This is a genomic window from Cytobacillus oceanisediminis 2691, assembly GCF_000294775.2.
Lineage (GTDB): Bacteria > Bacillota > Bacilli > Bacillales > Cytobacillaceae > Cytobacillus > Cytobacillus pseudoceanisediminis.
In genome coordinates this window covers 5,411,793-5,427,620 of the sequence record NZ_CP015506.1, presented here as the reverse complement: position 1 = coordinate 5,427,620, position 15,828 = coordinate 5,411,793, and the positions used below count along the sequence as shown (strand labels likewise).

Below are 15,828 nucleotides of genomic sequence, written 5' to 3'. Positions count from 1 at the left end.
AACATGTCTTTACAATTCAGCGTTCTCGCGAGCGGCAGTACTGGGAATGCAATCTTTGTCGAGACGGAGGAACATTCCTTTCTGGTTGATGCCGGATTAAGCGGAAAGCAAATGGAAGGTTTATTTCAGCATATTGGCCGGGACATCGGCAAGCTATCAGGGATACTGGTGACCCATGAGCATAGTGACCATATTAAGGGTGTCGGGATTCTTGCCCGGAAGTATAACCTGCCGATCTATGCGAATGAAAAAACATGGCTGGCCATGGACGGACTGATTGGACAAGTCCCGGTTGACCAGAAGTTCCATTTTGATATGGAAACGGTGAAAACATTTGGATCCCTTGATATTGAATCCTTCGGGGTTTCCCATGATGCAGCCGACCCGATGTTTTATGTGTTCCATCATAATGGGAAAAAGCTTGTGCTGATCACCGATACAGGCTATGTCAGCGACCGCATGAAAGGTCTGATTTCCAATGCGGAGGCTTATGTATTTGAAAGCAATCATGATGTCCAGATGCTTCGTATGGGCCGCTACCCGTGGAATATTAAGAGAAGGATCTTAAGCGATGTCGGCCATGTATCCAATGAGGATGCCGCCCTTGCGATGAGTGAAGTGGCGGGCGACCGGACGAAGAGCTTTTATCTGGCTCATTTAAGCCAGGATAACAATATCAAGGATCTGGCGAGAATGTCCGTATCCCAGACACTTGAAAGCCGCGGAATCCTTGTCGGCGAACAATTCGACCTTTATGATACAGATCCAAAGGTTCCGACAATCCTAACGGCAGTTTAATAAAAATATAAAGAGGAATACACAGAGAGACAGCCGTTTCCATGTATTCCTCTTTTTCTTTTTTGAAAAAATCTTAAAAAAGTATGAACAAAGTCGTAAGATTGCTGAAGCAGGTGCGTTTTTATTAGATTTTTGAAAACAGGAGAGTATAATATTGGGTATAAAGGAAGACTAAATTTTAGCATTTATATTTTAAAAGCCAGTGTTTTTGCAGATGAAAGAAAGGATGGGTGCAGTTTGGGCTATTATGATCAAGATCATCAGAACCGTTATAAAGGGCAAAAAGGCAACAAGGGCGGATATTTTCTGGCCAGCCTTGTTGGAGTCATATTAGGAGCCATCCTGGTCGTGGTTGCGGTGCCAAAGCTATCTGATTACAACGTGCTCCCTTATACGGTTGAACCGGATGAAGAGCTGCAGGATGAGGCAGCCGGGAATAACAATAACGCCAATGTTCAGAATGTCTCACTTGATGTGACCACAGATGTAACCAAGGCGGTCGACAAAGCCGGGGATGCGGTCGTAAGCATTACGAACATCCAGACAGCCGGCTTTTGGTCGAATGAGGGAAATGGCAGTGCCGGCCAGCCAGCCGGAACAGGTTCCGGAGTTATTTATAAGAAGGAAGGAAATACAGCCTTCATCGTTACAAACCACCATGTGGTAGAAGGAGCTCAGGAGCTGGAGGTAAGTCTGCAGGATGGCACCAAGCTCCCGGCAAGACTGGTTGGCAGCGACATTTGGACGGATCTTGCTGTGCTTGAGGTAGAAGCAAAGGAAATTAAGACGGTTGCCGAATTCGGCGATTCTGAAAAACTGAAGCCAGGCGAACCAGTCATTGCGATCGGGAATCCTCTTGGACAGTTCTCAGGCTCTGTCACACAGGGAATTATTTCTGGCCTGGAGCGTGCCATCCCGGTTGATATCGATCAGAATGGAACAGTTGACTGGCAGGCTGAGGTACTGCAGACAGACGCCGCCATCAACCCGGGTAACAGCGGCGGGGCTTTAGTTAATATCAGCGGACAGCTGATTGGCATCAACTCCATGAAAATCGCTGAGAGTGCGGTAGAAGGAATTGGATTGGCGATTCCGATTAACTACGCACGCCCAGTCATTGATGACCTCGAAAAGTTCGGAGAGGTAAAACGTCCGTATATGGGCGTACAACTGGCATCGGTCAATGAGATTCCTGGCTACTACCAGCAGGAAGCGCTAAAACTGCCTAAGGATGTTAAATCTGGTGTGGCCATCACTTCAGTTGAACCGAACTCTCCAGCTGCACAGGCAGGACTGAAGGAAATGGATGTCATCGTCGAGATGGATGGACAAGAAATCAATGACATCATCGAATTGCGCCAGCATTTGTATACGAAGAAATCGGTAGGCGACCAGATGAAAATTAAGTTTTACCGCGACGGGAAAACTCAGGAAGTAACCATGAAGCTGAGCGGCGAGACATTATAATGGAACGACTAAATGGGAAAGCGGAAATCGCTTTCCTGTTTTTTATTGTTTTGTTAAGATGAGATGTGGATAACTTATATGTATACGAGAAAATAAAAATTATCCACAGATCGGATAAAAAAACAGGCTTCCAGCCTAAAAAGGAGCATGCTGAAAATGATTTACTGCTGTGACGAACACGTTGATCTGGCAATAGATATAGTGGTTGATGAGTACGAAACATTCCCGCAATTAACAAAACTTGAAGAGGATAAAAAGTTATCAACAACCTGTGAATATTGTCAAAATAACGCAATATATGTTGTAGCGAACGAATGATCCCATACAAGATGTGGATGAAAAATGTGGACATGTGGATAACTTCTGTGGATATCTTGTTTGTAAAGTGAGGACATGCTGTGAATATCTCAATTATTACGGTCGGAAAACTAAAAGAAAAATACCTGAAGCAAGGAATTGACGAATATCTAAAAAGACTGTCAGCCTATGCCAAAATGGATATCATCGAGGTTCCTGACGAAAAAGCCCCTGAAGAACTAAGTGAAACGGAAATGATTCAGGTAAAGCAAAAAGAGGGTGAGAGGATCCTGGCGAAGATCCATCCGGATGCTCATGTTATAGCACTAGCTATCGAAGGGAAAATGAAATCATCGGAAGAGTTGGCTGACAATCTTGATAAATTAGCTACGTATGGGAAAAGCAAAATTGCATTTGTCATTGGCGGGTCTCTTGGATTGAGCCAGGAGGTTTTGCAGCGGGCGGATGATAAGCTTTCTTTTTCGAAGATGACGTTTCCGCATCAGTTGATGAAGCTTATCTTGCTGGAGCAGGTTTATCGGGCGTTTCGGATTAATCGGGGGGAACCGTACCACAAATAGAGGCAAAAAAAGTTGAAGATAAGGTGGATATTTTCCATTTGATTCAGAAATAGAAGGTGTTGATAAGCCTTCTTTTTCTGTTTCTAAATATAGCATGTGGATAAGTGTAAATGTGTTTGAAAGGTTAACTTCCGTAAAATCAAATTCAAGCTCAACCTTATCAATTTGACGTAGCTGATCATTTGTTCGTCCAACAGTGATCTGTTTAACCAACAGCTGTAGCAATTGCTTTTGTTTATCTCTTGTAGAGGACTTATAGACTTCTACAAATTTTCCTAATAGAAGATGTACCAATTCTGGAGGAATAACTTTTGTATCAGATTTACTTATTTCCGTTATTAAGTTATTCCTCTTTTGTTCAATTGCACTCTTTTCAATAGCCACTTGCTGTAATCGTTCTTGCAAAATCGTAACAGGAAAAAGATTTTGTTCAAAAGCTTCTAAATATCTATTCTGAAGTGCTAGTGTTTCTTCTAACTTCGAATCAGTTTCTTCCAGTTCTTTTTTTAGTATTTTAATGGTATCAATTGAGGTTTTAGTTAGTGAGTTAATAGTTTCATCAAACCTTTGTTTATTGGATAAAAAGCTCTCTATACGTTGGAACAGAGCATTTTCAGCATCATAGGCTTTAACTGAATTGGCTTTACAGGCTGCTGATCCCTTGTTGTGAAAATCACTGCAAACATAATATCTGTGCTTTCTTTTGGTACCGTCACTTAAAGTGTAAGTAGTAATTGAAGGTACCATCCCTTGTCCGCAATCAGGACAGCGTAAGATACTGCTCAATAGAAATGGTTCGTTGGATTGTCTTTGCTTGAACGATTTACTTTTCCTACGAGATTGAACAAGACTCCAAAGTTCATCATTGATAATCGCTTCATGCTGACCTTCTACTAAAATAGGATTATCATTTCTGCCTCTTCTTCTCTTCTTATCCCAGTTTTCAACCTTTAACCAACTAATTTTTCCGTTATAGACTGGGTTGTCTAAAATAGTTGCCACTCCATTTATAGAAAAATGACGATCACGTTTGGTTCGATACCCATTTTTATTAAGCTGATTTGCAATGGCTTTTAAGCCCTTTCCTTGGGAATAAAGAGTGAATATCTGTTTAACTACTTCAGCTTCCTCTTTGTTTATTACGAGTTCCTTTTCAATAGAATCATAACCGAATATAACACCGCCATTCCATGAACCTTCTAAGGCTCGTTGTTTCATACCAAGCTTAACGTTCTCAGACAATGTATTTCGTTCCATTTCGGCAATAGAAGCCATCAGCTGAACGACTAGACGGCCTATTGGACTACTGGTATCAAAGTTCTCGGAATAAGAGATAAACTTTACTCCGTAATCTTCAAATTTGTCTAACAAAGTAAGAGTATCTAACATATTCCGCGATAAACGTGAGATTTTCCATACAAGTACCGCCTGAAATTTTTCCTGTTCAACGTCTGCTACAAGTCTTTGCATAGCAGGGCGGCCGGTGATATTCTTTCCAGAAATCCCTTCATCCACATACTCGTCGACGATTTCCCAATTATAAAGATTTGCGTATTGTCGAAGAGTTTGTAATTGAGCGCTAATGCTATAGCCCTCAGATGCTTGTTCCTCGGTGCTAACACGTGCGTAAATAGCTACCTTTTGAATTTCCATTGCATTACCTCCTTGTATTAATGATACAGCGAAAATAAAAAAAGGAGAAAGGACAGTTCTCCTTTTCTCCTATACTAATGACAAGTTATCGGGACTAAAATTATAAATTATGCTCTTTATTTTACGCTGTTTTGTGTTCTCTTCTTTAAAGATATGAATTTCCTTAATTATATAATGACACAGTGATTTTCTTTCCTCATCAGAAAGTACTTCATATAAATCTGAAAAATTTTTTACAGAGTAAGCAATGATTTCGTTGGAGATTTGACTTTTTTTAAATCTTATTTGAACATTAATTTCTTCTAGTATTAATTTTTGTTTATTTAACTGTTCTTGATAACCCAAAAGTCTATTTTTAAATACTTTCTCGTCGAATGGGACAGTTTCATCGTCGAGTAAGTCCATGACAGTTTCCATCTTTTTATTAATATGTTTTATTTCTTTTTCAATTTTCTCTGCCTCTTTATATAAAGGTTCGAGTTCAAAACACAGTAATGAATCTGTTGCAGATTTAATATAGGGTGCTAGATTGAGATTTTGGAAAAAATTGTTTAGCTCATGTAAAATGGTTTCTTCTGCATATTCCTTTTTTACAAGGTTTGATGAACAAGCTGCCTTGCCACTATTTTTATTTTTACTGCATTGATAATACTTATATTTAGAGCTGCTATTACCTTGAACCATAGAAGACCCACATTCAGGGCATTTTAAAAGTCCTGATAGTGGATAGGAACCCGGATGAACCTTTTCTTGTTTATAACTTCTTGTTTTCATTGTCTCTTGGGCTAGATCCCAAAGAGGTAATTCAATAATTTTCTTATGGACACCTTTTCGGTATTCTCCCCTCCACTTGGTATTTCCTATATATATTTGGTTTTCTAGAATCGTTTTGACAGCATTAATGGTCCAATACTGCTTATTTTTTGTTTTAATTCCTTGAAGGTTTAGATATGAAGCAATTTTTTTATAGCCCCACTTTTCAATTGCGTATTTTTTAAAAATAAATTGCACTACTTTAGCTTCTTTAGGTTCAATAACTAACTTTTTATTAGATGTTTTATAACCATAGACTTTACCACCTAAAAATTTGCCTTCTTCTGCTCTCTTTTCCATACCAGAGAAAGTTCTCATGTTAATAAATTCTCGTTCAAGTTCAGCTACTAATGCTAATATATGAACAAGAATTTTTGAAGCCGGATCTTCAGTATTAACATTGTCTTTAATTGATATAAGGTGTTTTCCTACTGAGTTAAGTCGTTTCATAATATACAAAGTATCTAATGTATCACGTGAAATTCGATCTTGTTTGAAGACAATGATATAGTCTACATTATCCTTCGATCTAATTACATTATTGTACATTTCTTTAAACCCATCTCTGCCTTCAAACGATTTTCCTGATTTAAGATCATCAGTAAACGTATCAACTAACTCAATATCATTTTCTTCACAGTATTTCTTAATTTCTTCAAGTTGTTTTTCAATTGATGTGTTATCAGTAAATTTATTGGGGCTTTTTCTCAAATAAGCATAAGCTCTTTTTTTTCTACGAACTTCCTTATTTCTCATGTTTTTTTTATTTTTACTCATTAACTACACTCTCTCCATTCATGAGTTTTTTTTCTAGGGTCATTGAATGTTTAATAATTAGTTCAGAAATATAATATAAAAAGTCAGAAGCATTTATTTCAGCTTGGTCCTTATCTATGAGAAATGAATCATAGTATGAATTATAGTCAGATGATATTTCCTTCTTCATAATTAATCTTCCTCGAATATAAAAATCCAAATAATTGCCGGCTATATCTGGTTGAAAGACATAGTACCTTCGAAATTTTAATATTTTAAGATATTAAGAATAAAAATTTTAAGTTTAAATATTCAGAAAAAGATAATGGTATTTATGGGTGAAAAGATCGGTTAAGAATGTTAAAATAAGGAAAGTGAGGGATTAAATCCTTTGCTTCCATATGGCAAGGCCATTGTGGATTTAGAGCAAAATAATCCACCCTAACGGTTCACAGTGTAGCGGGGTGGATTATTTATTTACATCAATGTTTTAATATAAGCAAAATAACAAGATGTTTAATTCTATGAATTCTTTTTAGTATGAGGGGGGCGAATATGTATTTTTTACTATTTTTCTTAGTTCTTATGGTATTAATCATCCTAATTGTTATAAAGAGAAACAATAAAAAGATAGCCATAGCTTTAGCTGTTATACTGTTTCTGCTTACTATTGGTGGAATTATGTTTATCAGAGATGTTGTGCAAAATTTTGCCCCATAGTTACTAACCGAGATAAGAATATAAACAGGAGTATGAAGAATGAAAAGCTCAAATAAAATAGTTGTTGCTCTTAAAGGTGTTATTGTAAATGAAGGCAGGGTATTAATAGTTCAACGTGCAAAAGAAGATAAAATCGGCGGCGGGACTTGGGAATGTGTTGGTGGAAAAATAGAGTTTGGAGAAGAGTTAGAATCTGCACTCTTACGAGAAATTAAAGAAGAAGTAGGATTATCTGTTACAGTAGAGAAACTTTTATATGCTACTACCTTCAAAACTGATCCAACAAGACAAGTTGTTATTTTGACTTATCTATGTAGTAGCGATAGTAGTAATGCTATTCTTTCTAAGGAACATTCTAGTTTCAAGTGGGCCACTAAAGAACAATTGAGATTACTATTGTCTCCGGAAATAATAACTGATTTTGAGAAAAATAATGTTTTCTCTATAGAAGTATTGAATTAATATCATCTTCCTTGAAAAGTGATTGTATCAATAAGTGGTTCATTTACCGTGGAGAAAAATCATAACAAATCACTTACTAAATAATTTAAGCTAGAACAAATAGTTAAGGGGGAAAACATTTGATAAGATATCTTATTAGTATAATTAGCTGCCTTCTTCTATTTATTAGCGGGATGTACAATATAATTACTCATGGTCTTACATTTCCATTTCTTATTCTCTCATTGGGAGGTTTAATTGGCTTTATTGGTAGTTTATTTTACAAAGTGAAGAAAAAAGAAGCTTAACATCCTTATGGACTGAAACCTTTTCAGTCCTTTTTTTGCTTATAACTTTTAAGAATTATAGTGAAAAGAATTCTACTGGATCAATAGAATTGCTCAAAACTCCAAAGTATTGAACATGAATTCCTAATACTGTAAAATAAGGGTGATAAGCATAATCAATACTTATGTTCAAAAATATGTGCTTTAAACTGGTGTAAAGAGGTGATTTTATTGAAATATGGTTACGCTAGGGTAAGTACAATCCATCAGGATTTAGAAGTACAGTTGCAGCAATTAAAGAAGGAAAACTGTGATCAAATTTTCTCTGAGAAATTTACTGGTACAAATAAAAAGCGAGCGGAATTTCAAAAATTAATCAATCTCTTGCAAGAAGGAGATACATTAGTCGTTACAAAACTAGACCGTTTTGCTCGGAGTACACAAGATGCTCTTGAAATCATTAAAGATTTATTTGATCGAAATATAAAAGTTCATGTTTTGAATATGGGGGTAATTGAAAATACTCCTTCGGGAAGATTAATTTTCACGATTTTCTCAGCGTTTGCAGAATTTGAGAGAGATATGATTGTAGAACGAACTCAGGAAGGAAAAGTTTTGGCTAAGCAAAATCCTGACTTCCGAGAGGGAAGACCAAAAAAATTTTCAAGGCAGCAAATTAATCATGCCTTATTATTACTAGAAAATCATTCGTATAAACAAGTTGAAGATATGACTGGGATTTCAGTATCTACGCTTGTAAGGGCTAAGAAGAAAACTATTGCTGAGAAAATCACAACAAATTTATTAATGATAGAAGAATAATAGATTACATAGATGGAGGATAAATCAATGAATGAAGAGTTAAAACGTATGTATATATAAATTTTTTGATTCGAAGAGGACCAAACATTTAATTATTGTGAGATGTCTAGGAAGCATTGTCCTAAACATTGGTTCGCCGATTAGGTAAAGATTATTGTATAAGAGTACGGTATTTATGTAAATTTCTTAGTTCTATTGAATGAAAGAATAACATAAAAAATATAGTTTACATTTCATTTTTTTAAGAAGGAGTTTTTATGAATACTCATTTTCTTGAACAGATTGAGAACTCAATATCAGTTGTATCAGAACGATATTTCAAACAAATTTTTGTGTACGATTATATTAATGGTAATTCAGTGAAAACATTTGCCGAAACTCACTCGTTACCCTATATAAATGTTAACATTGAAATATCTCGAATACTCCAAGATATTCCAGTCAGTCGAAGGTCTTTTCGTATTACTGAAGTATTCCAGCAATTAATTGATAAGTATCATGATGATGTAATTTGTTTAGATTATTACGAATTACTTTTCGACAATTCGTTGGAAATTGACCCTATGATACTAATAAAAAATAATAGTCGATATAAAACACTTATTATATCTTGGCGAGGAAAAATTATTGGGGATACACTCACACATGGTGAACCGGGTCATCCTGAGTATAAAAAGTTCATTGTGCAAGATGCCATCATTATAAAGTAAAGGGGAAAAGTTTATGTTATATCAAGATTTGCTACAATTTGAGCCAATTGAATCCATTATTAAATTAACGGAAGCTAATGTAGAAGAATATGCAAATAATCTATTAAAAACTTATGTGATTTCCGAACGTATGGCAGAGCAATTGAATGATTTGATATTTGAACATTTACAATTTAGCCATCCTATAGAGAATAAAGGGTTATTTATTGTTGGTAACTATGGGACAGGTAAATCTCATTTAATGAGTGTAATTTCAACTATTGCTGAGCGTGAAAATGTGAGTCAATTTATTACTAATCCTTTTGTCGCTGAAAAGGCAAAGGAGATAGAAGGTAAATTTAAGGTCATCCGAATTGAATTTGGTGCCGTTAAAACACCATTGCGGGATATTTTAGTACATGCTTTAGAAGATAATTTGGCCAAATGGGGTGTTGATTTCAGTTTCCCTCCAGTGGATCAAATCACAAATAATAAAGAAGCACTTGAAGAAATGATGGGTCTATTCAATGAAAAGTATCCCAATCAAGGATTACTATTAGTTATTGATGAGTTACTAGACTATTTACGTGGCCGCCGTGAGCAGGAGCTTGCTTTAGATTTAGGATTCTTACGTGAAGTAGGAGAAATCTGTGGGAAAACTCGTTTTAGATTTATTGCAGGGATTCAAGAGATGCTTTTTGGTAACGCACGTTTTAATTATGTTTCGGATTCCTTAAAACGTATTAGTGAGCGTTTTGTTCAAGTAAGCATTGTTCGCGATGACATTGCATATGTAGTTTCGCAACGATTGTTGAAGAAAACTGATGAACAAAAATCTTTAATTCGTGAGCATTTAAAAGGGTTTACTAGACTTTATACACGTTTAAACGAAGATTTAGAAACCTATATCAATCTATTCCCTATCCACCCAGCGTATTTGACTGCATTTGAAAGAGTGAATATAGCTGAAAAACGTGTAGCACTTCAAACTATAAGCAGCGAAATTAAAAAAATCATTCAGTCGCCATTACCAGAGGGTTCACCCGGATTAATTTCTTACGACAGCTATTGGACGTACATCCAAGAAAACGCGACGAACCGATCAGATTCAAATATCCGGGCAGTAATTGATAAACATAAAATATTAAAAGATCGTATCGAGAATGCATTTCCGGCTAAAAAGAAATTATACCAACCAATGGCGTTACGAATGATTAATGCATTAGCTGTGTATCGCCTTTCAACAGAAGATATTCATGACAAGGTGGGTTTAACAACAATAGAATTACGTGATGACTTATTTTTGCATCCGACTACAAGTATAGAATTTTTACTAGAAGAAGATGATCCGTCAGATTTCTTAAAAGGAAATATTGAAGCAGCAATGAAAACCATCCAAGAAACTGTAAGTTATCAATATATTTCTACAAATGAGTCGAATGGTCAATACTATTTAGATTTAAAGAAAGATATTGATGTGGATAGTTTGATTCAAGCACAGGCTGAAACGATTGAAGACGATAAACTGGATCATTACTACTTCAGTTTATTACAAAAAGCAATGGAACTAGATGATAATACCCATGTTTCTTATGTTAAAGTCTGGAGATATGATCTAGCTTGGGAAGCACATCACGTTATGCGTCCGGGTTATTTATTCTTTGGCGCACCAAATGAACGTGGAACTGCGCAGCCAGAACGTGACTTCTACATTTATATGTTACGACCTTATGATAAAGTAACATTTAAAAATGAGCATAAACCTGATGAAATATTCTTTGAATATAATCGTAGCAATGAAGATTTTGATAAGTATCTAAAACTTTATGCAGCGGCTCAAGACTTAGCAACTGATGCTTCTCCAGCAACGAAGAAACTTTACACATCGAAGGTAGAAGAATATCAGAGGAAATTATTTAAATGGTTAATCGAAAACTTTGATAGTACATTTGAAATCACCTACAAAGGAAAGAAATCTACTGTTGCTGATTTGCGCATGTATATTTTAAATAATCCTACGGTAAAGCAAATTGTTGATACTGCTGCTGAATTTTATTTAACGGATTGGTTCGAGCAAAAATATGAGGATTATCCTTCTTTTGGAAAAATTCAAGGGATTTTAACAAAAGATAATATGGAAACCTATGTCCAAAAAGCACTCCAATATATCAACGGTGCGGAATCAAAAATGGGTGCAGACATTTTAGATGGATTTGTATTGTTAGATAAATCAAATAGATTGACTATAAATAATTCAGGTTATGCTAAATGGATAATCGATTTATTAGAAGCAAAGGGTCATGGACAAGTAATAAATCATAGCGATTTAATTGAAACAAAACGTATTAAAGGTACACCAGATTTACAATTTACGAAGCAATATTCTTTAGAGCCGGAGTTATTCGTTGTGTTATTGGGCGCTATGATAAGTGCTGGGGCAATAGAAGTGACTATCGGAGGTAAGACTTATAATGCATTAAACTTACACGAATACGTTCAACGACCAATAAAGGAATTAACTCAATTTAGTCATATTAAGAAGCCTACTGGTTTGCCAATAACGGAAATCAATGCGCTGGCAGATTTATTTGAAGTGGTAATTCCAAATTATGAAGAAGATATGTTAAGTCGCGCCATTGGCAGTATTACAGAAAAAGCAAACAATAAAATAGCAGAGACATTATCACTTTTACAACTTGTTAAAAAAGGAATTCCTACATGGGATGGTCAATTATTAAATAATGCAGAAATACAAGAGCAAACAAGATTGCTTGAGGATTTCAAAGAGTTTTGTGAAGGATTAAAACGTTATAATACACCTGCTAAAATGCGTAATTTAAAATATGACCTAGCAACCATAGAAGTTCAAAGAGAAGCGCTTAAAACAATAGAAAATTTGCTCAAACTAGATAATCAACTGAAAAATATTTCTCAGCTTGTAAATTACCTGCGTGTTGCGCAACCAAATATGGGGACTCATTCAGATTGGTCTAGAAATGTAGAAGATACACTCGATGAAATCCAATATGGTTTAAAGGAACAAAAGGATATTTCAAAAGAACTTGTAAAATTAAATAACTTAAAACAAGAGTATATCCGACTATATATAGAGGCACACGATCAATCACGTCTGAATGCAAAAGAAAACCTACGAAAAACGGCACTCCTAAATGATGATCGCTTAAAAGGATTAAAAGAACTAGCGAGTCGTATTTCCATTTTACCGAAAGAGCAAATTGTTAAATGGGAAAAGGCCTTGACTGAACTCAAGACATGCTATCACGTTTCTGAAGACAAATTACAACACACACAAATTTGTGGTGAGTGTAAATTCAGACCGACAGATATTACGGCAAATGAAAAAGTTGTTTTACAGAAACTTGAAGAAGAACTACCAGTTATTTATCAAAATTGGACGGAAACATTAATGACTAACTTAAATGATGCTTCTGTAAAAGAAAACATTTTATTGTTAAGTACAGAACAACAACGATTGATTCAAGAATTTATTGATAAGCAAGAATTTAATTTGCCAATTGATGTCCGTTTGATCCAAGCAATTAACGATTTATTAAAGGGTATCGATAAAGTGGAGTTGAATTTATCAGATATAGAACAAATGATGGCAAATGGACATCCATTAACGGTAGAAGAATTACGAAAACGTTTTGAGGAGATGCTGGCAAAAGCAGTTGGTACTGCTCCGTCAAATCGTGTACGTGTAATGCTAAAAAAATAACAAGGAGAGATTGACATGACAAATAATGAACAGCTCTCTTTTGAGGTAACTAAGGCAGACAACACTCCTGTTGTCTGCCTTGGTATGACCTTTGAAAGTGAAGAAGCACGTAGAGAGTATTTTCGTGAAGAGCTACGAAAAAAACTACCTGAACTTAAACAAATTGAAGGCTTCCCTATAGGTGAGGATGAAGACATTATTACTTTATCAGACCCGCCATATTATACCGCATGTCCGAACCCTTGGGTTAATAATTTTATTGAGGAATGGGAAAAAGAAAAGTTTACTAAGTACGGTCGTGATGTAAACGATGAGTATCACCGTGAACCGTTTACTACCGATGTTAGTGAAGGGAAAAATGAATCAATATATACAGCTCATACGTATCATACAAAGGTTCCTTATAAAGCAATAATGCGCTATATTCTACACTATACAAAACCCGGAGACATTATTTTAGATGCATTTTCAGGGACTGGTATGACTGGTGTAGCCGCAAATATGTGTGGAGATAAAGAACAAGTAATGAGTTTAAATATGAAAACGGCTGAGGTAGGTTCTAGAAAAAGTATTTTAAGTGACTTATCTCCTGCTGCAAGTTTCATTACAGCAAATTATAATACTGAAATTAACAGTAATAATTTTGTACGGGAAATGGAGAAATTAATAGTTCAATCGGAAAGTGAATTTGGTAACTATTATACTACTAAACATAGCAATGGAGAAAATGGACAAATTAATTATGTCATTTGGAGCGACGTATTTGAATGTCCAGAATGTAATGAAGAGATTATATTTTATAATGAAGCTTATGACTCTAAGGAGAATGTATTATTAAAAAACTTCCCTTGTCCAAAATGTTCCATTGAATTATCAAAGGAAAAGATGAACAGAGTGTTTGAAACAGTTTACGACAATGTTTTAAATGAAAATATTAATATTGGAAAACAAGAACCTGTTCAAATAAATTATATTTACAATAAAAAACAGTACAAAAAGGTTTTAGATGATTTAGATAAAGAATTAATAAAAAGAATTAATGATTCTGTCATTAACACATGGGTACCAACCGATGAAATGCCTATAGGAGTTAACACACAACAGCCATTGAATAGTCACGGATTTAAGAATGTCCATCATTTCTATACTAAAAGAAATCTTGCGATCTTAGGGGATCTTTTCTCCAGAATTAATCATGATTTTAAAGGTTCTTTATATATGAAATTGGCAATTCAATCTATTTTATATAACTTGGTTTCTAAACTTGTAAGATATAATTTAGGAAATCGAGGTAATGGAATTTTAAACGGGACATTATATGTTTCAAGTTTAACTGCTGAGGCTAATATCTACAAAGTTCTAAATGGAAAGGTGAGAGATTTACAAAAAGCTCTGATTGTTAAAGGAAAAACAAATATTAATAGTATACAATCTGCAAATAGTATCCAACTTAAAGACAACTCCATAGATTATATCTTTACTGATCCACCTTTCGGAGCAAATATTAATTACTCTGAATTGAATTACATTTGGGAATCTTGGTTGAAGGTCAAAACATCTATTCAAAAAGAGGCAATTGTTAATGCAGCACAAGAGAAGAGTATTGAAGAATATAAGACATTAATTGAAGAATGTTTTTCTAATTATTATAGAGTTTTAAAACCGAATCGTTGGATAACAGTAGAATTTAGTAACTCAAAAGCAAGTGTATGGAATGCTATTCAAGAAGCTATGCAAAAAGCTGGTTTTGTAATTGCAAATGTTGCAGCTCTGGATAAAAAGCAAGGAAGTTTTAAGGCAGTTACTTCAACTACTGCTGTTAAACAAGATTTAGTTATTTCAGCTTACAAACCCGGTGAAGAAAATATTATTAAAATGCGTGAACAAACAAATACGCCTGAATCTGCTTGGACTTTCATATCACAACATTTAGAAAAGTTACCTGTATTTTTAGGCGCTAAAGGTGAAGCTTCCATTATTGCAGAGCGTACACCACGTATTCTTTTTGATCGCATGGTAGCTTATCACGTACAAAGTGGTTTCCCTGTTCCAATTTCCTCTGCTGAGTTCCAAGTTGGTGTTACTCAGCGTTTCCCTATGCGTGATGGGATGGCATTTTTAGAATCACAGGTAGCTGAATATGATAAAAAGCGTACATTAGTTAAGGAATTTACTCAAATGAGCTTATTTGTTTCTGATGAGAATAGCTCTATTGAATGGATTCGTCAACAGCTGATGAAGAAACCACAAACACGTCAGGATTTACATCCTCAGTTTATGAAGGAAATTCAGCATATTGCTAAGCATGAGCAGTTGCCTGAGTTAGATGATTTACTTGCTCAAAACTTCTTGCGATATGAGGGAGAAGAAACAGTACCAGATCAAATTGCTAGTTATTTGCGCCGGAATTTCCATGATATGCGTGGGTTAGAAAATACAGATGGTAAGCTAAGAGCAAAAGCAATGAATCGATGGTATGTGCCAGACCCAAATAAACAGGCGGACCTTGAGAAATTGCGTGAAAAAACTTTGTTACGTGAATTTGATCATTATGTAGAAGAGCTTGGAAACAGCAAGAAGAAATTAAAACAATTCCGTACAGAGGCAATCCGGGCAGGATTTAAAAAGGCGTGGAGTGAGAAAAATTACGAGAAGATTGTCACAGTAGGTGACCGATTGCCAGAGCAAGTTATTCAAGAAGATGACAAACTATTAATGTACTATGATAATGCACAGGTACGTTTAGATATGTAATAAAAGAAGGT

Annotated in this window: 11 protein-coding genes and 1 pseudogene; 9 read left to right on the top strand and 3 right to left on the bottom strand. The window is 35.3% G+C overall.

The window, feature by feature from the left end:
* The first annotated feature begins 3 nt into the window (after positions 1-3).
* The 4 genes from A361_RS26990 (at position 4) to rlmH (ending at position 3,143) form a co-directional block, all read left to right on the top strand.
* Positions 4-798, top strand: coding sequence for an MBL fold metallo-hydrolase (locus A361_RS26990; protein WP_009332448.1), 795 nt, complete (start codon positions 4-6; stop codon positions 796-798).
* 237 nt (positions 799-1,035) lie between these two features.
* On the top strand, positions 1,036-2,265 hold the full coding sequence (locus tag A361_RS26985; RefSeq protein ID WP_009332447.1) for a S1C family serine protease: 1,230 nt from the start codon (positions 1,036-1,038) through the stop codon (positions 2,263-2,265).
* Between the two features lie 156 nt (positions 2,266-2,421).
* Positions 2,422-2,583 (top strand): CxxH/CxxC protein, encoded by a 162-nt coding sequence (locus A361_RS26980; RefSeq protein ID WP_009332445.1) that lies wholly within the window; start codon positions 2,422-2,424, stop codon positions 2,581-2,583.
* An 80-nt stretch (positions 2,584-2,663) separates the two neighbouring features.
* The gene (gene rlmH / locus A361_RS29620) at positions 2,664-3,143 is read left to right on the top strand and encodes a 23S rRNA (pseudouridine(1915)-N(3))-methyltransferase RlmH (RefSeq protein ID WP_009332442.1); all 480 of its coding nucleotides are present in this window, start codon (positions 2,664-2,666) and stop codon (positions 3,141-3,143) included.
* 603 nt (positions 3,144-3,746) lie between these two features.
* On the opposite strand, the pseudogene A361_RS29615 reads toward rlmH, so the two are convergent.
* From A361_RS29615 to A361_RS30115, 3 genes and pseudogenes are all read right to left on the bottom strand, one after another.
* Positions 3,747-4,796: pseudogene (locus A361_RS29615) on the bottom strand (recombinase family protein); the annotation flags it as partial.
* 69 nt (positions 4,797-4,865) lie between these two features.
* Positions 4,866-6,386, bottom strand: coding sequence for a recombinase family protein (locus A361_RS26970; RefSeq protein ID WP_019382835.1), 1,521 nt, complete (start codon positions 6,384-6,386; stop codon positions 4,866-4,868).
* Positions 6,379-6,555 (bottom strand): hypothetical protein, encoded by a 177-nt coding sequence (locus A361_RS30115; RefSeq protein ID WP_019382834.1) that lies wholly within the window; start codon positions 6,553-6,555, stop codon positions 6,379-6,381. The genes A361_RS26970 and A361_RS30115 overlap by 8 nt, the downstream gene beginning before the upstream one ends.
* 569 nt (positions 6,556-7,124) lie before the next feature.
* Here A361_RS30115 and A361_RS26965 point away from each other — a divergent pair.
* The 5 genes from A361_RS26965 to A361_RS26945 all read left to right on the top strand — a co-directional run bounded on the left by A361_RS26965 (position 7,125) and on the right by A361_RS26945 (position 15,817).
* The gene (locus A361_RS26965; protein ID WP_019382832.1) at positions 7,125-7,547 is read left to right on the top strand and encodes an NUDIX hydrolase; all 423 of its coding nucleotides are present in this window, start codon (positions 7,125-7,127) and stop codon (positions 7,545-7,547) included.
* 497 nt (positions 7,548-8,044) lie between these two features.
* The gene (locus A361_RS26960) at positions 8,045-8,635 is read left to right on the top strand and encodes a recombinase family protein (RefSeq protein ID WP_019382830.1); all 591 of its coding nucleotides are present in this window, start codon (positions 8,045-8,047) and stop codon (positions 8,633-8,635) included.
* A 257-nt stretch (positions 8,636-8,892) separates the two neighbouring features.
* A complete protein-coding gene (gene brxF / locus A361_RS26955; RefSeq protein WP_019382829.1) occupies positions 8,893-9,345 on the top strand; it encodes a BREX-3 system P-loop-containing protein BrxF in 453 nt (150 codons plus the stop codon).
* Between the two features lie 13 nt (positions 9,346-9,358).
* Positions 9,359-13,063 carry a DUF6079 family protein gene (locus A361_RS26950; RefSeq protein ID WP_019382828.1) on the top strand — a complete coding sequence of 1,235 codons (3,705 nt, stop codon included), beginning with the start codon at positions 9,359-9,361 and terminating at the stop codon, positions 13,061-13,063.
* A 15-nt stretch (positions 13,064-13,078) separates the two neighbouring features.
* Positions 13,079-15,817 (top strand): DNA methyltransferase, encoded by a 2,739-nt coding sequence (locus A361_RS26945; protein ID WP_019382827.1) that lies wholly within the window; start codon positions 13,079-13,081, stop codon positions 15,815-15,817.
* The last annotated feature ends 11 nt before the right edge of the window (positions 15,818-15,828 follow it).

Coding starts and splice junctions, on each gene's coding strand:
- A361_RS26990 (WP_009332448.1), top strand. CDS start 4: ATGTCTTTACAATTCAGCGTTCTCGCGAGCGGCAGTACTGGGAATGCA.
- A361_RS26980 (WP_009332445.1), top strand. CDS start 2,422: ATGATTTACTGCTGTGACGAACACGTTGATCTGGCAATAGATATAGTG.
- A361_RS26970 (WP_019382835.1), bottom strand. CDS start 6,386: ATGAGTAAAAATAAAAAAAACATGAGAAATAAGGAAGTTCGTAGAAAA.
- A361_RS30115 (WP_019382834.1), bottom strand. CDS start 6,555: ATGAAGAAGGAAATATCATCTGACTATAATTCATACTATGATTCATTT.
- A361_RS26965 (WP_019382832.1), top strand. CDS start 7,125: ATGAAAAGCTCAAATAAAATAGTTGTTGCTCTTAAAGGTGTTATTGTA.
- brxF (WP_019382829.1), top strand. CDS start 8,893: ATGAATACTCATTTTCTTGAACAGATTGAGAACTCAATATCAGTTGTA.
- A361_RS26950 (WP_019382828.1), top strand. CDS start 9,359: ATGTTATATCAAGATTTGCTACAATTTGAGCCAATTGAATCCATTATT.
- A361_RS26945 (WP_019382827.1), top strand. CDS start 13,079: ATGACAAATAATGAACAGCTCTCTTTTGAGGTAACTAAGGCAGACAAC.